Origin of the sequence: Actinomadura physcomitrii (assembly GCF_008923205.2) — a bacterium.
Lineage (GTDB): Bacteria > Actinomycetota > Actinomycetes > Streptosporangiales > Streptosporangiaceae > Spirillospora > Spirillospora physcomitrii.
The window spans coordinates 128,233-147,594 of record NZ_WBMS02000022.1 but is presented as its reverse complement, the minus strand read 5'-3'; the positions used below and the strand labels follow the sequence as shown (position 1 = coordinate 147,594).

Annotated in this window: 19 protein-coding genes and 1 tRNA gene; 9 read left to right on the top strand and 11 right to left on the bottom strand. The window is 73.5% G+C overall.

Going from position 1 to position 19,362, the window contains the following annotated elements; translation table 11 throughout:
* Positions 1-213: 213 nt before the first annotated feature.
* Positions 214-819 (top strand): hypothetical protein, encoded by a 606-nt coding sequence (locus F8568_RS47045; protein ID WP_202125371.1) that lies wholly within the window; start codon positions 214-216, stop codon positions 817-819.
* 273 nt (positions 820-1,092) lie between these two features.
* Positions 1,093-1,710 (top strand): hypothetical protein, encoded by a 618-nt coding sequence (locus F8568_RS26540; protein WP_151596400.1) that lies wholly within the window; start codon positions 1,093-1,095, stop codon positions 1,708-1,710.
* Between the two features lie 548 nt (positions 1,711-2,258).
* Here the strand turns inward: F8568_RS26540 and F8568_RS26535 are convergent.
* Positions 2,259-2,335, bottom strand: a tRNA-Arg gene (locus F8568_RS26535).
* Positions 2,336-2,463: 128 nt separating this feature from the next.
* On the opposite strand from F8568_RS26535, the gene F8568_RS26530 reads away from it, so the two are divergent.
* The 3 genes from F8568_RS26530 to F8568_RS26520 are packed head-to-tail and all read left to right on the top strand — an operon-like array spanning position 2,464 to position 5,622.
* Positions 2,464-3,252, top strand: coding sequence for a phosphotransferase enzyme family protein (locus F8568_RS26530; RefSeq protein WP_328601028.1), 789 nt, complete (start codon positions 2,464-2,466; stop codon positions 3,250-3,252).
* A complete protein-coding gene (locus F8568_RS26525) occupies positions 3,227-4,129 on the top strand; it encodes a cobalamin biosynthesis protein (protein WP_202125355.1) in 903 nt (300 codons plus the stop codon). The genes F8568_RS26530 and F8568_RS26525 overlap by 26 nt, the downstream gene beginning before the upstream one ends.
* Positions 4,126-5,622, top strand: coding sequence for a cobyric acid synthase (locus tag F8568_RS26520; protein ID WP_151596399.1), 1,497 nt, complete (start codon positions 4,126-4,128; stop codon positions 5,620-5,622). Before F8568_RS26525 ends, F8568_RS26520 begins: the two co-directional genes overlap by 4 nt.
* On the opposite strand, the gene F8568_RS26515 is transcribed toward F8568_RS26520, so the two are convergent.
* From F8568_RS26515 to F8568_RS50615, 3 genes are read right to left on the bottom strand one after another with little or no spacing between them, the layout of a single operon-like run.
* A complete protein-coding gene (locus F8568_RS26515; RefSeq protein WP_328601029.1) occupies positions 5,615-6,445 on the bottom strand; it encodes a glycine betaine ABC transporter substrate-binding protein in 831 nt (276 codons plus the stop codon). The genes F8568_RS26520 and F8568_RS26515 overlap by 8 nt on opposite strands.
* Before the next feature lie 11 nt (positions 6,446-6,456).
* Positions 6,457-6,906 (bottom strand): hypothetical protein, encoded by a 450-nt coding sequence (locus tag F8568_RS26510; protein WP_202125354.1) that lies wholly within the window; start codon positions 6,904-6,906, stop codon positions 6,457-6,459.
* Positions 6,903-7,622 carry an ATP-binding cassette domain-containing protein gene (locus F8568_RS50615; RefSeq protein ID WP_151596397.1) on the bottom strand — a complete coding sequence of 240 codons (720 nt, stop codon included), beginning with the start codon at positions 7,620-7,622 and terminating at the stop codon, positions 6,903-6,905. The genes F8568_RS26510 and F8568_RS50615 overlap by 4 nt, the downstream gene beginning before the upstream one ends.
* Before the next feature lie 272 nt (positions 7,623-7,894).
* Between F8568_RS50615 and F8568_RS26500 the strand changes: the two genes are divergently transcribed.
* Complete coding sequence (locus F8568_RS26500) at positions 7,895-8,542, top strand: DUF1444 domain-containing protein (RefSeq protein WP_328601027.1); 648 nt, start codon at positions 7,895-7,897, stop codon at positions 8,540-8,542.
* Positions 8,543-8,557: 15 nt separating this feature from the next.
* Here F8568_RS26500 and F8568_RS26495 read toward each other — a convergent pair whose 3' ends face one another.
* Positions 8,558-10,096, bottom strand: a complete 1,539-nt coding sequence (locus tag F8568_RS26495) for a glycosyltransferase family 39 protein (protein ID WP_151596395.1) — start codon at positions 10,094-10,096, stop codon at positions 8,558-8,560.
* Between the two features lie 38 nt (positions 10,097-10,134).
* Complete coding sequence (locus F8568_RS26490; protein ID WP_236009166.1) at positions 10,135-10,659, bottom strand: helix-turn-helix transcriptional regulator; 525 nt, start codon at positions 10,657-10,659, stop codon at positions 10,135-10,137.
* Here F8568_RS26490 and F8568_RS48610 point away from each other — a divergent pair.
* Positions 10,601-11,068, top strand: a complete 468-nt coding sequence (locus F8568_RS48610) for a saccharopine dehydrogenase family protein (RefSeq protein ID WP_236009165.1) — start codon at positions 10,601-10,603, stop codon at positions 11,066-11,068. The two genes, F8568_RS26490 and F8568_RS48610, sit on opposite strands and share 59 nt — an antisense overlap.
* Before the next feature lie 43 nt (positions 11,069-11,111).
* On the top strand, positions 11,112-11,756 hold the full coding sequence (locus F8568_RS26480; RefSeq protein WP_151596392.1) for a LysE family translocator: 645 nt from the start codon (positions 11,112-11,114) through the stop codon (positions 11,754-11,756).
* On the opposite strand, the gene F8568_RS26475 is transcribed toward F8568_RS26480, so the two are convergent.
* A complete protein-coding gene (locus F8568_RS26475; RefSeq protein ID WP_236009164.1) occupies positions 11,753-13,174 on the bottom strand; it encodes an amino acid permease in 1,422 nt (473 codons plus the stop codon). The two genes, F8568_RS26480 and F8568_RS26475, sit on opposite strands and share 4 nt — an antisense overlap.
* A gap of 185 nt (positions 13,175-13,359) precedes the next feature.
* Here F8568_RS26475 and F8568_RS26470 point away from each other — a divergent pair, with 185 nt between their 5' ends.
* Complete coding sequence (locus F8568_RS26470) at positions 13,360-14,331, top strand: alpha/beta hydrolase (protein WP_328601026.1); 972 nt, start codon at positions 13,360-13,362, stop codon at positions 14,329-14,331.
* A 25-nt stretch (positions 14,332-14,356) separates the two neighbouring features.
* On the opposite strand, the gene F8568_RS26465 is transcribed toward F8568_RS26470, so the two are convergent.
* The 4 genes from F8568_RS26465 to F8568_RS26450 all read right to left on the bottom strand — a co-directional run bounded on the left by F8568_RS26465 (position 14,357) and on the right by F8568_RS26450 (position 19,333).
* Positions 14,357-16,066: a serine/threonine-protein kinase gene (locus F8568_RS26465; protein ID WP_151596391.1), complete on the bottom strand. Its 1,710-nt coding sequence runs from the start codon at positions 16,064-16,066 to the stop codon at positions 14,357-14,359.
* A 126-nt stretch (positions 16,067-16,192) separates the two neighbouring features.
* Positions 16,193-17,563 (bottom strand): DUF4389 domain-containing protein, encoded by a 1,371-nt coding sequence (locus F8568_RS26460; RefSeq protein WP_151596390.1) that lies wholly within the window; start codon positions 17,561-17,563, stop codon positions 16,193-16,195.
* Positions 17,564-17,603: 40 nt separating this feature from the next.
* Entirely contained in the window at positions 17,604-18,566 is a 963-nt protein-coding gene (locus tag F8568_RS26455) for a quinone oxidoreductase family protein (protein ID WP_151596389.1), read from the bottom strand.
* An 80-nt stretch (positions 18,567-18,646) separates the two neighbouring features.
* A complete protein-coding gene (locus tag F8568_RS26450) occupies positions 18,647-19,333 on the bottom strand; it encodes a TetR family transcriptional regulator (protein ID WP_151596388.1) in 687 nt (228 codons plus the stop codon).
* Positions 19,334-19,362 lie beyond the last annotated feature (29 nt).

Below are 19,362 nucleotides of genomic sequence, written 5' to 3'. Positions count from 1 at the left end.
CAGACCTTCGCCGACCTCACCGACGGGCCTGTGGCGCACCTGCCGTCCGGGCACTTCGCCGCCAACGCGGCCTGGCTGACCTGCGCGGCCATCACCCACAACCTGCTGCGCGCCGCGGGCTGCCTGGTGAGGTCACCCTGGAGCAGCAATATCCGGTGTTTGACTCCGGACAATCTACTTGTACTCATTCAAAATCTTGTGCATGATTCTCGTATGAGTTCTCGTGACCTGTTGAACGACCTCGCCGCGATCCGCCACCCGATGCCGACCGCTCCCGACCGCGACCAGACCTCACCCGAGGCACTCGAAGCCGCCATCGCCGACGTCCACGAAGCCCGCGCCGCGTTCGTGGCGAACCTGGAGGCCGCCTGGGACGGCAACGGCCCCGGCTTCGACCCGCTGCTGGCCACCATCGAAGAGATGGATGCGGTCAAGGCCCACGCCGACGCGCAGATCCGGCTGCTGCTCGCCTACGGCCGCGCCTACGTCACCCCACGCCCCTACACCCTGGAGGCCCTCGGGCAGGCCGCCGGCCTGAGCCCGTCCGGCGCCAGCCGCGCGTTCGGCGCCGACGAAGTCGTCGAGGTCGGCGACCGCACCGGGCTGCGCCCGCCCGCCAGCACCGTCACCGACTACGACCGCGACGCACACTTCCACCCCGGCCAGGCCAGCTACACCCGCTGCACCTGGGGCGGCGGCGACAAGACCAACCCCTGCACCGACGACCCCAAGTACACCGTCACCGACAAGTCCGGCACCCTGTGGGCCTGCTGCGACAACCACCTCCCCCGCTACCTGGCCTCCCGCCCCCAATCCTGAACCACCGGCAGCGGCCTGCGGGACCGGACGCGCGGCGGAACCGACCACGAGACCCATGCCCCCGGCGCCGAACCGGAGGTCGACCGCGGCACCTTGCGGGGCTGCCGAGTTGCGGCCGCGCTGAAAGACGCGCGCGAACGCCGCGGCCGTGCGCGAACAGCTCGGTTCCGCCCCCGAACGTGCGCAGGCCCTCGAACGCGCAGCCCGAGCCGAGTGACCCGGCCGAGTGACCCGCACGCGCGCCAAGCGCGCGAGATGATGATGGGAGCCGCCATGACGTCCCCCGAACCGACCACCGCGGACGCGCTGGCCGAAGCGCGCACGGTCGCGGTCAGGCCGGACGTGCCATGCGCGGATCTGCCGTGCTCGGACTGCGGTAAGCCGCGGCTGCTGGATCCGGCGACCGGGCAGCTGTGCTGCGGGAACTGGCGGTGCAGCTCGCTGGCCGTGCCCGTGCCGATCTGGCGGGCGCTGGACCGGGCCGTCGCCGCCGGCGCCAGCGACCTGTGCCCGGCCGGGTGGCCCCGCCCGCTGCACCGCGACCCACGCCACGGTGCGATCGCGGTGCTGTGGGTCACCCCGGTCACCGCGGCGGCCGGGCCGCTGTGGAACCTGGTGCATGGCGCCCGCCTGGCCCGCGCGCAGCAGGCGTGGCTCTGCCAGACCTGCGGGACGCCAGCGCCGTTGGCCGCGGTGTGCCCGGCGCTGCGCCGCGGCGCCGCCGCCGGGTCCGCGCGGGCCGTCACCGTCACCCGCGCCGGCATCGGCATCGCCGGGTACATCGCCCCGGAACTCGGCATGACTGAGCGGTGGACCCTCACCCCCGCCGCGGCCATCGCAGCCGGGCTCGACCCGACTCATGCAGACGAGGAGCTCCACGATGACCGATGACGCCACCAGCCCGCGCTACCCGCGGCCGAGCGAGGCGGACGACCCGGACGCGGTACCCGGCCTGGACACCCCCTAAGACGAGGCGCACGTGCGGGCGGTCCTGGACCGGGTCCAGACGGTGATGGCCGAGGACTGGCCCCGCCGCGCGAAGCTCGGGGGACTGGCTTCAAGGTCAATCCCGGCGAGTGGGCCGACCCGGTGCACTGCCTGACGTGCGAGAAGCCCCGCAGCAGCGACCGCGCCTGCCCACAGGAGAGCGGAGGCGCTGTGGACCGGCCTCAACTTTACAGCCGGGACCTTTGGTGAGAGCAATCGGCCCCTGGACTTCAGTTGGCTGCTCCCAGCATCAGGTGGATCCGTGCGTAGCAGAACCGGGCGCGGGCGCGCTTAGAAAGAACCCTTCCTGAACCAGGCGATGATGCGGGCTGGCCACGCGGGTCGGTGGGCGCGGCGACACGGTGGCGACATCCGAGCGAACATGGAGCTAACACCCCGATATTCCGGGTGTGGATCTTGCTGTGTAAGCACGCGTTTGTGCAGGTCAGGGGTGGCGCGCCCGGCAGGATTCGAACCCGCGACCGTCGGTTTAGAAGACCGATGCTCTATCCAGCTGAGCTACGGGCGCTCGGCGGCCCGGCGGGACGCCGGGACACAGTGTAAGGCTGAGCGTCCTCCGGCTCCACATCCATAACGGTGCCACCAGGGGACGCGTCGGGACGCGGCGGTGGGCGAAGGGTCATATCTTGGGGTGCTGTGGCGGTGGACATTGAGGTGCCGCTCTCCGGCGGGGACGTGACGGAGGGCGTGGTGCGGGTGGGGAACACGGTGCGCAGGCCGCTTCGGGCGCACAGTGCGGCGGTGCACGGGCTGCTGCGGTACCTGGAAGAGGCCGGGTTCGACGGGGCGCCGCGGGTGCTCGGGGTGGACGGGCGCGGGCGCGAGGTCCTCAGCTGGGTGGAAGGGGACGTGCCGCACCGGCCGCTGCCGGAGTACGCGGTGTCGGAGGACGCGCTGCGGGGCGTCGGGATGCTGTTGCGGCGCTACCACGACGCGGTCGTCTCGTACGGGGTGCCCGACGGGGGCTGGGATCGGGAGGCGTCGAACCTGGACGGGCCTCCGGAGCTGATCGGGCACTGCGACGTGACGCCGGAGAACGTGGTGTTCCGGGGTGGGATGCCGGCCGCGCTGATCGACTTCGATCTGGCGCGGCCGACGACGCGGTTGTACGACGTGGTGACGGCGCTGCGGCACTGGGCGCCGATCGCCGATCCGGCGGACCGGGACGCGCTGCTCTACGGGGCGGACGTCGCGCGGCGGGTGCGGATCTTCTGCGACGCGTACGGGCTGGACCGGGAGTTGCGGCGGGAGGTGCTGCCGGCGGCGCGGGTGCGGTTCGAGCGGTCGTACGAGGCGATGCGGGCGAGGGCGGCCGGAGGCGGCGGCTGGGCGCGGATCTGGCAGGGTGGGGCGGGCCCGCGGATCCGGCGGGCGCAGGACTGGTTGGAGCGTCACTGGGATGAGCTTGATGCGAGGCTCTGCTGAGGGGCTGGTTCTCGGGGTGGCGCTCGACGCGCTGCTGGGCGATCCGCGGAAAGGGCATCCGGTCGCGGGATTCGGGCGGCTGGCGTCGCGGTTCGAGCGGCTCGCCTATCGGGACTCGCGGGCGGCGGGCGTCGCCTATGCCGGGGTTCTGGTGGGCGGTGCCGTGGTTTCGGGGGTTCTGCTGGAGCGGGTGGCGCGGGGGCCGTTGAGAGTCGCGGTCACGGCGGCCGCCACGTGGGCGGTTCTGGGCGGGACGTCTTTGGGGCGTGAAGGGCTCGCCATGGAGCGGGTTCTCAAGGACGGTGATCTGGAGGCGGCGCGGGGGCGGCTTTCGCATTTGTGCGCGCGGGACCCCGAGGGCCTGGACGAGGCGGCATTGGCTCGGGCGACCGTGGAATCGGTGGCGGAGAACACGTCGGATGCGGCCATCGCTCCGCTGGTGTGGGGGGCGGTGGGCGGCATTCCGGGGCTGCTGGCGTATCGGGCCGTGAACACTCTGGACGCGATGGTCGGCTATCGGAATCCGCGCTATGAGCGGTTCGGATGGGCGGCGGCGCGGCTGGACGACGCGGCGAACTGGGTTCCGGCGCGGCTGACGGGAATGCTCGTCGTCCTGTGTTCGGGAGGGCGTGCCTGGCGGGTTCTGCGGCGGGACGGCGGCAACCATCCGAGTCCGAATGCGGGACGGTGCGAGGCCGCGTTCGCGGGGGCGCTGGGCGTCCGGCTGGGCGGGACGAATTCGTACGGCGGTTCGGTGGAGCATCGGCCCGAAATGGGGGACGGGCGGGCGCCCGAGGTTCTCGACATAGGCCGGGCGGTGCGGTTGTCGGCTGCGGTGACGTTCGCGGCGGCGGCGCTGGTGTGGGGGCTTCGATGAGCGGGCTGCTGGTCGCGGGGACGACGTCCGACGCGGGCAAGAGCGTGGTGACCGCCGGGCTGTGCCGGTGGCTGGCGCGGCGGGGCGTGAAGGTGGCGCCGTTCAAGGCGCAGAACATGTCGCTGAACTCGATGGTGACGGCGGACGGCGCCGAGATCGGCCGGGCGCAGTACATGCAGGCGCAGGCGGCCGGGGTGGAGCCGCGCGCGGTGATGAACCCGGTGCTGCTGAAGCCGGGCAGCGACCGGCGCAGCCAGGTCGTGGTGCTGGGCCGGCCGGTCGCCGAGGTGGACGCGCTCCAGTACGGCGACCACAAGGAATGGCTCCGCGGCGTGGTGAAGGAGAGCCTGGAGGAACTGCGGAGCGAGTACGACGTGGTGGTCTGCGAGGGCGCGGGAAGCCCGGCGGAGATCAATCTGCGGGCCGGCGACATCGTCAACATGGGGCTGGCGAGAATGGCGGACCTGCCGGTCGTCGTGGTCGGGGACATCGACCGCGGCGGGGTCTTCGCGTCGCTGTTCGGGACGGTCGCGCTGCTGGAGCCGGCCGATCAGGCGCTCATCGCGGGATTCGTCATCAACAAATTCCGGGGCGCGAAGGAATTGCTCGAACCGGGCCTGGAGCAGTTGCGGCGGCTCACCGGGCGTCCCGTGCTGGGCGTGCTGCCCTGGACGCTCGGCCTTTATCTGGATTCGGAGGACACCCTCGCGCTGGACGCGCCGCGTCCCGGCGCCGCCGCGCCTTTCGGGCGGCAGACGCTGCGAATCGCGGTCGTGCGGTTCCCGCGCATCTCGAATTTCACCGACCTGGACGCGCTGGCGTGCGAGCCGGGCGTCGTGGTGCGCTATGCCGCCGGTGCCGGGGACCTCGCGGAGGCCGATCTCGTCGTGCTGCCGGGGACGCGGGCGACGGTGAGCGACCTGGCGTGGCTGCGCGAGCGCGGAATGGCCGACGAGATCGTGCGGCGGGCCCGGGAGGGGCGTCCGGTGCTCGGCATCTGCGGCGGCCACCAGATGCTCGCGGAGCGGATCGAGGACCGCGTCGAATCGGGCACCGGGCTCGTCGAAGGGCTCGGCCTGCTGCCCACGAACGTCGTCTTCGAAAGCGGCAAGACGCTCGGGCGGCCACGGGGGAGCGCCTATGGTGAGAATGTCGAGGCCTACGAGATCCACCACGGCGTCGTGTCCGTGGAAGGCGGCGAGCCTTTTCTCGACGGGTGCCGCGTGGGCGCCGTCTGGGGGACGACCTGGCACGGCGCCATGGAGAACGACGGGTTCCGCCGGGCCTTTTTGAAGGACGTCGCGGAAACGGCCGGGCGGGATTTCACGCCTGCGCCGGACGTATCGTTCGCCGCGCTGAGGGAGGCGACATTCGACGCGCTCGGCGACCTCGTCGAGGAGCATCTCGACACAGGCGCCGTGTGGAGGCTCATCGAGAAGGGCGCGCCGGACGGCCTGCCGGTGGTGCCGCCGGGCGGTGCGCCGGCTATTTGACGAGCCCCTGCTCGCGCATCCAGTCGCGCGCGACGAGCACCGGGTCGTCGCCGTTCACGTCGACCTTGCTGTTGAGGTTCCGCATGACGCCGGTCGTTAGTCTCGGGCTGATCTTCGCGAAGAGGCCGGTGAGTTCGGGATGCGCCCGCAGCACCGAGTCGCGGACGGTGATGGCCGGGTTGTAGTTAGGGAAGAAGTGCCTGCCGTCGCCGAGGACGTACAGGTGGAGCGCCTGGATGCGGCCGTCGGTGGTGAACACCTCGCCGAACGTGCATTTCCCGCTCGACGTGGCGTTGTAGACGACGCCCGACGACATCTGCCGCACGTTCGTGGCGGGAACGCTCGACCCGTAGGACAGCCCGTACGCCTTGAGCATTCCGCGCAGCCCGTCGTTGCGGGTGAAGAATTCGGGGTCGACGCAGAACGTCCGCTGACCCTCCGGCACCTTCGCCATGTCGGAAAGGCCGGTGAGCCCGAATCGCTTCTGGTCAGCGGTCGTGACGGCCATCGCATAGGTGTTGTTGAGCGGCGCCGGAGGCGCGAGCCAGGTGATGTGGTTGCGTTTCATGTCCAGGTCGCGGACGGCCTCGAAGTGCTTCCGCGGGTCGGCCATCGGGTTCTCCTGCCCGAGGTAGGTGATCCAGCCGGTGCCGGTGTACTCCCAGGCGAGGTCGTTGTCGCCGCTGGTGATGGACTTGCGGGCGGTGACGCTGCCCTGCACGTTGGTGTGGTCGACCGCGTTCGCGCCGGCGGCGGTGAGCGCCAGCACCGCGATCTTGCCGAGGATGATCTGCTCGGTGAGCTCCTTCGAGGTGACCCGGATCGTCGCGTCCGTCAGGTGGTGCGGATCCCGGCCAGGATCACCGGCACGGCGAGGGGCAGCTCGACGCCGATCGCGGGCGCGGACTGCCCGATGTCGGCGACCGCCAGCACGAACGGCGTCGCGGGCCGCGCCCACGTGCGGCTCAGCAGGACGCCGAGCGGGATCGCGATCACCAGCACGGCGAGCGTGGACACGACGGTCAGCTCGATATGCTCCCACGTCTTCTGCCCGACGGACCGGGTCGCGAGGCTGCGCCGGGCGATGCTGTCGAGGTTGGAGTTCTCCACGTACAGCGGCCACGCGGCGCCGATCAGGACGATCGCGACCGGCTCCAGCCACGCCCGCCAGGACCGCCCGGTCGGGGTGTGCAGCGACTCGCGCGGCTCGCCGGCGGCGCCCGGGTCCTCCGCCGGCGCCTCCTCGGACGGCGCCGCGGCGGCGGGCGGTGCGCCGCCGCTCACGAGGGCCGCCGCCGGGCCCGCGCGCGTCCTTCCTGTCCTTGATCGCGTTCTGCAGGGTGCCGAGGGTGACCGTGCCGCGGTACACGCCGCGGGGCCCGACGACCGGCACCCGCTCGTGCTCGATCTGGATCAGCGTCTCCAGAGCCTGCTGGAAGGTGTCGCGGGCCCGGATCGGCGCCGCGACGGCTGCCCCCGATCCGGCGCCGGACGTCCGCCGCGTCGTCCCCGGTCCGCGCGTGCGGCACGTCCTGCAGCGGGACGTCCGCGACCCGGCTGAACTGCAGCAGCCGCATCGCCTGCCCGCCGCCGAGGAACTGCTCGACGTGGGCGTCGGCCGGGTTCAGCAGGATCTCCTGCGGCGTCGCGTACTGCGCGACCCGCGAGCCCTTGTCGAGGATCGCGATGCGGTCGCCGAGCTTGAGCGCCTCGTCGATGTCGTGCGTGACGAACACGATCGTCTTGCCGAGCTCCTCCTGGAGCCGCAGCAGCGAATCCTGGAGGTTCCCGCGGGTGATCGGGTCGAGGGCGCCGAACGGCTCGTCCATCAGCATGGCGGGCGGGTCGGAGTCGAGCGCCCGTGCGACGCCGACGCGCTGCTGCTGGCCGCCGGACAGCTCGCGCGGATACCGGTCGCGGTACTGGGCGGGATCGAGGTCGACGAGTTCGAGCAGCTCGTCGACGCGCTCCGCGATCCGCTTCTTGTCCCATTTCAGCATCTCCGACGTGATCACTACCCACCGCCCCCACCCGATCACACCCGCACCACGCGCGCGAACGCGCCCGCCCCGCACCCGTACTAAGCTCGGGGCCCAACGACCTCAGCGTTGCGATCGCGTGCGAAGCCGGATTCGAGCTTGCGAGAATCCGATCGCGCAGCGAGCCCCTGGGCGAGTCGGAGCGATGCTGCGATCGCACGCATCGCCCGCCGAAGGAAGGCGCTCCAGCGCCTGACGCCAAGGGCAATGCAATTGATACGAGAGGAATGTCGGTGACCGAGGAGCGGTCGGGTCTCATCGTCCCGCTGATGAAGGCGCGGGTTCCGGCGGAGATCCAGCTGGAGTTCCCGCTGCCGCCGGACGAGGAGCCGGTCCGCGAGGCGTTCGCCGGCGACCTGTACGTCACCTACGCGCTGGAGATCGCGGACGAGTCGGCGGTGGCGGGCCGCCGGTACGAGCATGTGGCGCCGCGGCACTGCGCGGAGCTCGGCGTCGCGGCCGGTGACCTGCGCCGCCACGCGGTGATCAACCTGCGGGACCGCAGGCCGGAGCTCGGGCTCAGCTGGTATCCGGACGTGCGGGCGGTCACGGTGACGCTCGGCGAGCCGGGGCCGATGGGCGCGCCGGCGCGGCGGGGCGGCCTGGAGGCGGCGCTGCTGCTGGACGAGGGGTTCCTCGACAAGCTCGCGCAGGACGTGGACGGCGACCTGGTCGTCGCTGCCCCCGCGCGGGACGTGTTCGTGGCGTCCGGCACCGGGCACCCGGACGGTGTCGACAAGCTGCGCTGGGCGGTCGGCCAGGTGTGGGCGGAGAACCGCGGCGACGGCGTCTCCGACCCGGCGTGGGACGTCCCAGCGGGCAGCCTGCTGACCCATGACCTGCTGGTCCGCCGCGCATCCGGCTGGGAGATCCACGCCTGACCGCGTTCGGAGAGGTCAGCCGAGGGTCTTGAAATCGGGCCAGAGCCGTGACCAGGGCGCGCGCTGCCCCCGGCACACCCATACCGGTTTGCCCTGTTCCTGGTTGTCGAGGCCGACGCCGTTGTCGATGCGGCTCACCGGGCGGACATCGGCCCAGTAGCGGCGCAGGCGGGCGCCGTCGGCGACGGTGTCCGGGCCGACGACGATGGTGGGGCCTCCGGTGTCGGGCGGCCGGCCGAAGTACCAGAACCCGTTGTGGCCGCTGTAGGCGCGGGGCAGGCCGAGCTTCGGGCCGTAGCGGTCGAGCGCGCCGGCCTCGCCGTAGTTGCCCGTCACGATCACGGCCTTGGCGCGCTCGCCGGGCGGCAGCGCCCGGTAGACGCGTGCGATCTCGTGCGCGAAGCGGGGCCAGCCGACGGTCTCGGCGGAGTCGGCGTTGATGACCGGCTGCGGCGTGTCGGCCAGCCATTTCACCGGGTAGATCGGCAGCGTCAGTGCGACGCTGCACACCGCCGTCACCGCGTACGCGGGGACGGTCGCCGCCCATCCCCATCCGCGCGGGGCGCCGCGCCGCTCGACCTCGACGGCGCCGGCCGCCCACAGCGCCGCCCACAGCCCGGCGAGGTAGTACGGCTTGCCGCCGGTCGCGATGAACAGGACGTTCAGCAGCAGGTAGGCGTGGCCGAGGAAGCGGAACGGGCGCAGGGCGTCCGACCGGTACGTCCGCCACAGCCCGTAGATCCACAGCCAGGACGGCACGATTCCGGTCATCAGTATCTGGAACGGGATGAAGCCGGGCCGTCCGGCGAAGTCGCCGCTGTCGGCGATCTCCCCGGCCATGTCGATCTGCGGCCAGCCGTGCCGGGCCTGCCACACCAGCCCGGGCACCACCGCCGCCACGGCCACGGCGGCGCCGGCGGCGAGCATGGGGCGGCGCAGGAAGTCCCGGGGCCCGGAGATCAGCAGGCCGGCGACGATCGCGGCGAGCAGGAACCCGGCCAGGTACTTGACGTTCAGCGCCGCCGCCGCGACCGCGCCGGCCGCGAGCAGCATCCGCTGGTCGGACGTCCGCACCCACCTGACGACGAGCCACACCAGCGCCGTCGACAGCAGCAGGTCGAGCGTCGCGGTGTAGAAGCTGTGGCCGACCGCGACCGCGAACGGGCACACCGCGTAGGAGGCGGCGGTGAGGAGCTGGGCGCGGCGCCCGCCGCCCATCTCCCGCGCCGCCAGCGCGGCGACCACGACGCCCGCCGCGGCGAAGACGGCGGCGGGGACGCGCAGCGCCACCAGCGTGTCGCCGAACGCCGCGGTCGCGGCGCGGGTCAGCAGCGGCAGCAGCGGCGGCTGGTCCGGGTAGCCCCAGGCCAGGTGCCGTCCGGCGACGCGGAAGTACAGCTCGTCGCGGTGGTGGCCGTAGCGGGCGGCGACCGCGAGCAGCAGCGCGCCGAGCCCCCCCGCCATCAGCAGCACGGGCCTCCAGGCCACCGGTGCCGGGCCGTCCGCGGCGCCGGCGTCGACGGGCCCGGACGCGGCGGACGCGGGAGCGGACATGCGATCAACGTATGTCGCGAATGTGGGCTACGTCACGATCATTCCTCCGGCCAGGGCCGGTCATCTCCCCGCGCCGCCTCCCGGAACCGGCCCGGCGCCGCCGCGAGCTCCCGCTTGAACGCCTTCGCGAACGCGAACTCCGACGCGTACCCCACCCGCTCTGCGACCGCCCGCAGCGGCAGGTCGGTGTCGCGCAGCAGCCGCGCGGCGACCGTCATCCGCCACCACGTCACGTACGCCAGCGGAGACGAGCCGACCGTGGCGGTGAAACGGCGCGCGAACGCGGCGCGGGACAGGCCGGCCCGTTCGGCCAGCGTCCGGACCGTCCAGGGTCGGCCCGGTTCGTCATGGACGCCCCGCAGCGCCGCCGCGACCGCCGGATCGCGCAGCGCCGCCGCCCAGCCCGTCGCCTCGCCCGCCGGACGGTCCTCGTACCAGGCGCGCACCATGTAGAGCTGCAGGAGGTCCAGCAGCGCGGGCAGCGCGGCGTCGCCGCCGTGCCGCGTGCCGCCGTCCAGCTCGCGGCCGAGCAGCTCGATCGCCCTGCCCGGCGAGCCGGACAAGGTCGAGGTCGCCTCCTTCGCGCTGCCCGGCGTCGTCACCGTCCCGCGCCACGTGCGGGCGCGGCGCGTCCGGGGCGCGATCCGCGCCGAGGTCGCCGCGCTGTTCGGGGGCCTGACCGCCGAGGTCGTGGAGACCGTCCCGGAGCGGCCGGACGAGGCGTCCCGCGCGGCCGCCCGGTGGTTCATGCTGGCCGAGGCGTCGGACCGGTCCGGGCGGACCGTGCGCGGCGAGGTCACCGGGACCGACGCGTACGGGACCACCGCGGTGCTCGCGGTCGAGGGCGCCCGGCGGCTCGTCGCGGACGGGGCGCCCGCCGGCACCCGCGCGCCCGCCGAGGCGTTCGACCCGGCGGACCTCCTCGGTTTCCTGGCGGCGGCCGGCGCGTCCTGGCGGGTCGAGGCGGCGTGAAAACCGGTGGGCGGGCGGGATGTCCGGTGCGTACTGTTCGACCATGATGTCGACCGGACACCTGCTCGCCTTCTCCGCGATGGCCCTCGCCATCATCCTGATCCCCGGCCCGACCGTGCTGTTCGTGGTCGGGCGGGCCCTCGCGCACGGCCGTGGCACCGCGCTGACCAGCGTCGTCGGCAACGAGATCGGCGCGGCGGCGCTGGTCGCCGCCGTCGCGCTCGGCATCGGCTCGGTCGTGGAACGGTCCGTCGTGGTGTTCACCGCGCTGAAGCTGGCGGGCGCCGCGTACCTGGTGTACCTCGGCGTCCAGGCGTTCCGGCGCCGCCGGTCGCTGACCGCGGCGATCGGCGGCGCGGACGGTGCGCCCGGCCGCAGCCGCGCCCGCGACCTGTGGCAGGGCTTCGTCGTCGGGGTCACCAACCCGAAGACGACGGTCTTCTTCGCCGCCGTGCTGCCGCAGTTCGTGGACCGCGGGCGCGGGCACGTGCCGCTGCAGATGCTGGTGTTCGGGCTGATCTTCGTGGTGATCGCGCTGCTGTGCGACAGCTGCTGGGGGCTGGCCGCCGGCGCCGCGCGCAGCTGGTTCGCCCGGTCGCCGCGCCGGCTCGCCGCGATCGGCGGCACCGGCGGCCTCATGATGATCGGCCTCGGCGTCACCATCGCCGCGACCGGCAGGAAGGACTAGGAGTCCGCTGAACAAGGGGGCGCCTTCGTGAGGGTCCGGGGCGCCGCGACGGGCGGCTTGCGGCCGAACCGGGCGCGCAGCGGGTAGCAGGCGGCGACCACGGCGAGGCTGACGAGCGAGGCGATCAGCTGCGAGCGCTGCGCGTGCAGCAACGCCATCGACACCAGCACCGCCAGCAGCGCGGCGATGACCAGCCACGACAGGTACGGGTGCAGCCACATCCGGTAGGTGAGGCCGCCCGGGTCCTCGCGCCGCAGCCGGGCGCGCAGCCGCAGCTGCGAGCACATGATCGCCAGGTAGACGAACGCCAGAATGACCCCGATCGAGTTCATCAGGAATTTAAAGACCTGGTCGGGCGAGGTGTACGAGGCGATGACCGCGGCCCATGCCGCGACCGTGCCGAGCAGGATCGCGCGGACGGGGACGCCGCGCCGGTTCAGCCGCACCAGCCCGGCGGGCGCGTCGCCGTCCCGGGTCAGCACGTACAGCATCCGGGACGAGACGTAGATCGCCGAGTTCAGCACCGACAGCACCGCGGTGAGGATCACCGCCTGCATCACCGTGCCGGCGGCGGGCACGTCCAGCCGGTCCAGCGCGCTGACGAACGGGCTGGTCAGCACCTTCGCGTCGTTCCACGGCAGGATCGACACGACGAGCAGGATGGACAGCACGTAGAACAGCGCGACGCGGTACAGCACGTTGCCGGTGGCCTTCGCGACGGCGCGGCCGGGCTCCGCGCTCTCGGCGGCGGCGACCGTGACGATCTCGGTGCCGCCGAAGGCGAACATCACCGCCACGATCGCGGTGAAGATCGCCTTGACGCCGTTGGGGGCGAAGCCGCCGTGCCCGGTGAGCACGTCCAGGCCGCCGGGGGAGTGGGGCCACAGGCCGGCGACCCAGAGCACGCCGAGCACGAGGAACACCAGGATCGCGGCGACCTTGATCGAGGCGAACCAGAACTCGAACTCGCCGAACGAGCGGACCGAGACGAGGTTGACCGCCGTCATCACCACCAGCAGTACCGCGGCGAGGAACCACTCCGGCAGGTCGATCCAGCCCGCCAGGATCGCCGCCCCGGCCGTCGCCTCCGCGCCGACGAGGATGACGTACAGGTACCAGTACAGCCAGCCGATCGTGAACCCGGCGAACGGGCCGAGCGCCATGCGCGCGTACTCGGCGAGCGACCCGGCGACCGGCCGCGCGACCACCATCTCGCCGAGCGCGCGCAGCACGCACAGCACCAGCACGCCGGCCACGGCGTAGCTGATCACGGCGGCGGGCCCGGCGGTGCCGATCACGGCGCCGCTGCCGACGAACAGGCCCGCGCCCACCGCGCCGCCGACGGCGAGCATCGTCATGTGGCGGCGGCGCAGTCCCGTCCGCAGCCGGGTCGAGCGGTCGTCAGTGGTGTCGGTCATCGCTCCTGGTTCCGTGTCCGCTGCCGGGGGTCGCGACCCGTGACGGGGTCGTCACTCACCTTAGGGGACTTTGGGACCACTGTGACTCGTAAATCGGTCGGCCGAATATGGGCGTCCGGGTGCGGCGGACCTGGCCGTACGCTGTGGGACGGGCGGTCCGGCGGTGGCACGGCGAAGGAGGCGCGGTGGACGTGACAGAGGACGTGACGGAGGACGTGCTCGGTCCCGGATACGAGGCGATCGAGCTGCCGATGGGACGCGACGCCGAAGGCGAGGTCGTGGCCACCCTCGTCCGGCGCAGCGGCGCCGAGCCGTCCCGCCGGGCGGTGCTCTACCTGCACGGGTTCGTCGACTACTTCTTCCAGGCGCACCTCGCCGACTTCTACCTCGGCCTCGGCTTCGACTTCTACGCCCTCGACCTGCGCAAGTACGGGCGGTCGCTGCGGCCGCACCAGACCCCGAACTACATCGAGAGCCTGACGGAGTACTTCGCGGAGATCGACGAGGCCGTCCGGATCGTCCGGGACGTCGACGGGCATGACACGCTGCTGCTGAACGGGCACTCCACCGGCGGGCTCATCGCCGCGCTCTGGGCCGACCGGGCGAAGGGCCGGGGCCTGGTCGACGGGGTGTTCCTGAACAGCCCGTTCCTCGACATCAACGAGCCCCCGGCGATGCGCGCGATCGGCGCCGGGCTGGCGCGGGCGCTGCGGCCCCGCTTCCCGAAGGCGACGCTGCCCGCCGGGGTGTCCGACCGGTACCCGCGCAGCATCCACCGCGACCACGAGGGCGAATGGGACTTCGACCTCGCCTGGAAGCCGATCGAGGGGTTCCCGGTGCGCGCGGCGTGGCTCGCCGCGATCCGCCGCGGCCAGCTCCGCGCGCACCGCGGCCTGGACATCGACGTGCCCGTGCTGGTGATGGCGTCGGCGCGCAGCGTCCGGCCGACCCGCAAGGCGCTGGACGTCACCGGCGCCGACGCCGTGCTGGACGTCGCGCACATGGCGAAGTGGGCGCCCCGGCTCGGCCGGCACGTCACCCTCGTCCGGATCGACGGCGGGCTGCACGACCTGACGCTGTCCGCCGAGCCCGCCCGCGGCGAGGTGTTCGCCGAGCTGGCCCGCTGGATCGCCGGCCACCTGCCCGCCGACCGCTGACCCCGCGCCGGGCGGGTGCGCGCCGTCAGCCGGTGATCTTGGACAGGTCGAAGTCGTCGAAGCCGACGACGCTCTTGTCGGCCTGGTTGCCGCCCCGCTCGATCTGCAGCTTCGCGCCGCCGTTCGGCAGCGGCTGGTCCCCGTCGGTCTTGTCGAGGACCTGCTCGCCGTTCACCCACAGCCGCAGCCGGACCTTCTTGCCGCCGTCCTCGCCCTCGCACGCGACCTGCACCTTGTTCGGCCCCTTGGCGGCGAAGCCGGGAACGGAGTCGGGCGAGGCCAGCTCCTTGGAGCCGAGGGCGGCGCTGGTCTTGCGGAGCGTCGCGCCCTTGCCGTCGTGCCGGACGAGGAACGTGTACTGCTGCTTGCCGTCGGCGCCCGACCGGCACGCCATGCCGTAGTGCGCGTCCGGCGCGCCCTGCTGGACGGCGGCCGTGACGGTCATCAGCATCTTCTCCGGGACGTCCTTGGGGTCCTTGGGCACGTCCCGCGAGCGCGTGGCGCTGTAGGAGTCGACGTCGAGCCAGTACTTGCCGTCCCGGTAGCCGTACTGGTTGCCGTACACGCCGCCGCTCCAGCCGGACTCCTCGCTGGAGAAGTCGTCGCTGAACACGGTGGCGAGCTTGTCCGGCGGGTCGTCCGAGCCGAACACGGTGAACGCCACGACCGCGGCGACGACGGCCAGCGCGGCGACGGCGGCGCCCGCGATGACCAGCGGGCGCTTCGGCAGGCCGCCGAGGCCGGCGCCCGGGCCGCCGGCGGGGCGGGCGTCGCGCCGGGTGGCGTCCGCGCCGAGCAGGGCGGACGGGCCCGGCTGCGCGTGCCTTGCCTGCGCGGTCCGGTCCGTCCCGGCGCCGTGCCAGCTCGCCTGGACGGTGTGCGCGAGCACCGCCGGGTCCGGCGTCTGCCCGGCGCCGACCAGGCGGCCGAGCAGGTCCTGGACGGACGGCCGGTTCCGCGGGTCCTTGTCGAGCGCGGCGGCGACGATGTCGCGCAGGCCCGGGTCGAGGCCGTCGAGCCTCGGCTCGCCGTGCGCGACCCGGTAGAAGATCTCCGGGACGGTGCTCCCGGCGAACGGCGGCGCGCCCGTCCCGGCGTAGGCGACGACGCAGCCCCAGGAGAACACGTCGGAGGCCGGGGCGACCGGCTCGCCGCGCAGCAGCTCGGGCGGCAGGTAGTTCGGCGTCCCGACGAACTGGCCGGTGCGGGTCGGGCCGTCGGCCGCGTCGAGCGCGCGGGCGATGCCGAAGTCGATCACGCGCGGGCCGGTGGCCGACAGCAGGACGTTGGCGGGCTTGAGGTCGCGGTGCACGATCCCGGCGCCGTGGATCGCGGCGAGCGCCGTCGCCACCCCGACGGCGAGGCCCTCCAGGTCGGAGCCCGGCAGCGGGCCCCGCTCGGCGACGGCGGTCTCCAGGCTCGGGCCGTCGATGTACTCGGTGACCACGTACAGCGGGTCCTGGTCGAGCTCGGCGTCCAGCACCGGCGCCGTGCAGAACCGGCGGACCTGCCGCGCCGCCGTCACCTCGCGGCGGAACCGGTCGCGGAACGGCGCCTCCCCGGCCAGCTCGCGGTTGATCACCTTGACGGCGACGCGCCGCCCGGCGGCCTCCTCGCCGAGGTAGACCGTGCCCATGCCGCCGCGGCCGAGCCGCCCCACCAGCCGGTAGGGGCCGAGCCCGGTGGGGTCCTCGGGGCGCAGGGCCTCGCCGTTCTCTCCTGCGTGCGTGGTCATGGTGTGAAGTTCCTGGGAAGGGGGTTCCGGCTCTTTCGGGAGGTTTCGGATAGCACCCTAGTGGTCACCGACGTTTCTGACGCGCGAAGCACCGGCCGGGTTCAGGGGCCGCGCGGGCGGCGAGGGTCAGCGGGACCGGCGCGCGCGGGGCAGCGTGCGGAACGGCGGCATCTTCTCGCCGGTCAGCCCGAACGCGTACGCCACGACGCGGCTCGACCAGCGCTGGCAGCCGACGACCAGGCCGTAGAGCGCGCGCGGGTAGCGGCCGGTGAACGGGATGACCAGCCAGCTCACCAGCATGACGGCCACCAGCACGGCGTACATGAGCAGCATCACCGCCAGGTGCGGGATCACCAGCAGCCCGCGCAGCAGCGTGAACCAGCGCCGCGGCCCCCGCCACGCCTGCGGGAACGGCAGGTCGACCACGACGGTCTCCTCGTCCCGGCCGGGGGACGTCGCCGGGTGCGGGACGGCGGGCGCCCGCCCGGCGGGCGGCGCCGCGGGCGAGGCCGCGGGCGGTTCGGCGGGACGCGGGTCCGGGACGTCCGCGGCCGGCGCGGGGACGGGCTCGGGCGACGGCTCCGGCGCCGGCGCGGGCGGCGGAAGGGGCGGCGCGGCCTCGCCCGGACGCCGCCAGGTCGCCGAGAGCGTCTCCGCGGTCCGCGCCGGATCCGGCTTCTCCTGCCCGACGAGCCGGGCGAGGAGCCGCTCGGCGGTCGGCCGGCGGCGCGGGTCCTTGGCGAGCGCGGTCGCGACGATGGCGCGCAGCCGCGGGTCCAGGCCGTCCAGCACCGGCTCCTCGGCGCCGATCCGCCGGAACGTGTCCGCGACCGACGCGCCCTGGAAGGGCGGGCGGCCCGTCCCGGCGAAGGCGATGACGCAGCCCCAGGCGAAGACGTCCGACGCCGGCTCGACCGGCCCGCCGTGCAGCACCTCGGGCGCGATGTACGACGGGGTGCCGACGAACTGGCCGGTGCGGGTCGGGCCGTCGGCGGCGTCGAGCGCGCGGGCGATGCCGAAGTCGATCACGCGGGGACCGGTGGCCGACAGCAGGACGTTGGCGGGCTTGAGGTCGCGGTGCACGATCCCGGCGCCGTGGATCGCGGCGAGCGCCGTCGCCACCCCGACGGCGAGGCCCTCCAGGTCGGAGCCCGGCAGCGGGCCCCGCTCGGCGACGGCGGTCTCCAGGCTCGGGCCGTCGATGTACTCGGTGACCACGTACGGCGGGTCCTGGTCGAGCTCGGCGTCCAGCACCGGCGCCGTGCAGAACCGGTGGACGCGGCGCGCGGCGGTCACCTCCCGGCGGAACCGGGCGAGGAACGCCGGCTCCCCGGCCAGCTCGCGGTTGACGACCTTCACCGCGACCCGGCGCCCGTCCGGCTCGGCGGCCAGGTACACGGTGCCCATGCCGCCGCGGCCGAGCCGGCCGAGCAGGCGGTACGGACCGAGAACGCGCGGCTCGTCCTGTTCGAGAGGCTCGGCGGTCTGTGTCGTCATGGAGGAAAGGTTAGGGGAGCCGGCACCGCTCTGATCATCATTAGGGGATGAGGAGCAGCTTGCCCGTGGTGCGGCGCGCCTCCAGATCGGCGTGCGCGGACGCGGCGTCGGCGAGGTCGTACCGCTTCCCGATGCGCAGCTCCAGCGTGCCGGACGCGATCCAGCCGTACACGTCGGCGGCGCGCTCCAGCAGCTCCTCGCGGGTCGCGGTGTAGTGCACCAGCGTCGGCCGCGTCAGGAACAGCGATCCCGCCGCGTTCAGCCGCTGCGGGTCGAACGGCGGCACCTTCCCGCCCGCCGCGCCGTACAGCGCGAGGACGCCGCGCCGCCGCAGGCTCGCCAGGCTGCCGTCGAACGTCGGCGCGCCGACCCCGTCGTACACCACCGCGACGCCCTCGCCGCCGGTCAGCTCCCGCACCCGGTCGGCGAAGCCGTCGTAGCCGAGCACCTCGTCGGCGCCCGCGTCCCGCGCCGTCCGCATCTTCCCGGGCGTCGACGCGGTCCCGATGACGCGCGCGCCCGCAGCCTTGCAGACCTGGGTGAGCAGCAGGCCCATCCCGCCCGCCGCCGCGTGCACGAGCACCGTGTCACCGGGCTTCACCTCGTGCACCGAACGCGTCAGGTAGTGCGCCGTCATGCCCTGCAGCAGCGCGGCGGCCGCGTCGTCCAGGCCGACGGCGTCCGGGACGGGCACGGCCTCGTCCGCCGGGACCACGGCCTTCTCCGCGTACGAGCCCTGCACGTTCGCCCACGCAACCCGGTCGCCCACCGCGACGCCGGCGACGCCCTCGCCGACCGCCGCGACCGTCCCCGCGCCCTCCACGCCCGGCACGTACGGCAGCGGCTGCGCGTACGCGCCCGTCCGGAAGTACACGTCGATGAAGTTGACGCCGCTCGCCGCCACGTCGACGAGCAGCTCGCCGGGGCCGGGCACCGGGTCGGGACGCTCGCCGGGCACCAGTACCTCGGGGCCGCCGCTCGCGGAGACGACGATCGCGCGCATTTCCACTCCTGCCGTTCGGGAACCTACGACAACGCCGAACCCGGGGCCCGGGCGGGCTATTCCGTCAGACCCGGTCGTGCTCAGACCCAGTCGTGCATCGTGCGGTGGACGAGCGCCACCGCCTCCTCGACCCGGGCCGCGACCGTCTCCGGATCCCAGATGTCCTGCCGCGCGCAGTCCTCGAACGCGACCCGCGTCGCCGCCGAGTAGAACGCCACGACGATCCGGGGCCGCAGGTCGGCGAACGGGTCGACGCCCTCCCGCCGCGCGATCTCCTCGGCGAGCTTGCTCTCCGAGGCCTTGTACCGCGCCATCTGCGCCGAGATCAGCGTCGGCGTCGCCTCGATCACCTGCCGTACCCGGCGGAACCGCTCGCTGTCGGCCGGATCGCCGCCGGCGATGGTGCGCAGCACCACCCGCAGCGACTCGAACAGCGCGGCGAACGGGCGCTCCTGCGGCGGCCGCGCCGCCAGCGCGTCCTCCAGCACCTGGTCGTGCTCGGCGAGGAAGCCCGTGACGACGTCCTCCTTGGTGGCGAAGTAGCGGAAGAAGGTGCGCTGAGACACCTCCACCGCCGCGACGATCTCGTCGATCGTCGTCGCTTCGTAGCCCTGCGCGAGGAACAGGTCGAGGGCCGCGTCGACCAGCGCGAGCCTCGTCCGCTGCTTCTTGCGCTCGCGCAGCCCGGCGAGCTCGTGCCCGGTGCGGTCCCGGGCCTCGCCGCGCTCTGCGGGATCCGGATCATCGCCGGCGGGGGCGGCGGTCATCGGCTGACTCCTTCTCCGGGGACGGGCGC

Bases quoted from the DNA above. Each gene is read 5' to 3' on its own strand.
- F8568_RS47045 (WP_202125371.1), top strand. From the start codon at position 214: ATGAGTTCTCGTGACCTGTTGAACGACCTCGCCGCGATCCGCCACCCG.
- F8568_RS26540 (WP_151596400.1), top strand. From the start codon at position 1,093: ATGACGTCCCCCGAACCGACCACCGCGGACGCGCTGGCCGAAGCGCGC.
- F8568_RS26525 (WP_202125355.1), top strand. From the start codon at position 3,227: ATGAGCTTGATGCGAGGCTCTGCTGAGGGGCTGGTTCTCGGGGTGGCG.
- F8568_RS26520 (WP_151596399.1), top strand. From the start codon at position 4,126: ATGAGCGGGCTGCTGGTCGCGGGGACGACGTCCGACGCGGGCAAGAGC.
- F8568_RS50615 (WP_151596397.1), bottom strand. From the start codon at position 7,622: ATGCTGAAATGGGACAAGAAGCGGATCGCGGAGCGCGTCGACGAGCTG.
- F8568_RS26495 (WP_151596395.1), bottom strand. From the start codon at position 10,096: ATGTCCGCTCCCGCGTCCGCCGCGTCCGGGCCCGTCGACGCCGGCGCC.
- F8568_RS26480 (WP_151596392.1), top strand. From the start codon at position 11,112: ATGATGTCGACCGGACACCTGCTCGCCTTCTCCGCGATGGCCCTCGCC.
- F8568_RS26475 (WP_236009164.1), bottom strand. From the start codon at position 13,174: ATGACCGACACCACTGACGACCGCTCGACCCGGCTGCGGACGGGACTG.
- F8568_RS26465 (WP_151596391.1), bottom strand. From the start codon at position 16,066: ATGACCACGCACGCAGGAGAGAACGGCGAGGCCCTGCGCCCCGAGGAC.
- F8568_RS26460 (WP_151596390.1), bottom strand. From the start codon at position 17,563: ATGACGACACAGACCGCCGAGCCTCTCGAACAGGACGAGCCGCGCGTT.
- F8568_RS26455 (WP_151596389.1), bottom strand. From the start codon at position 18,566: ATGCGCGCGATCGTCGTCTCCGCGAGCGGCGGCCCCGAGGTACTGGTG.
- F8568_RS26450 (WP_151596388.1), bottom strand. From the start codon at position 19,333: ATGACCGCCGCCCCCGCCGGCGATGATCCGGATCCCGCAGAGCGCGGC.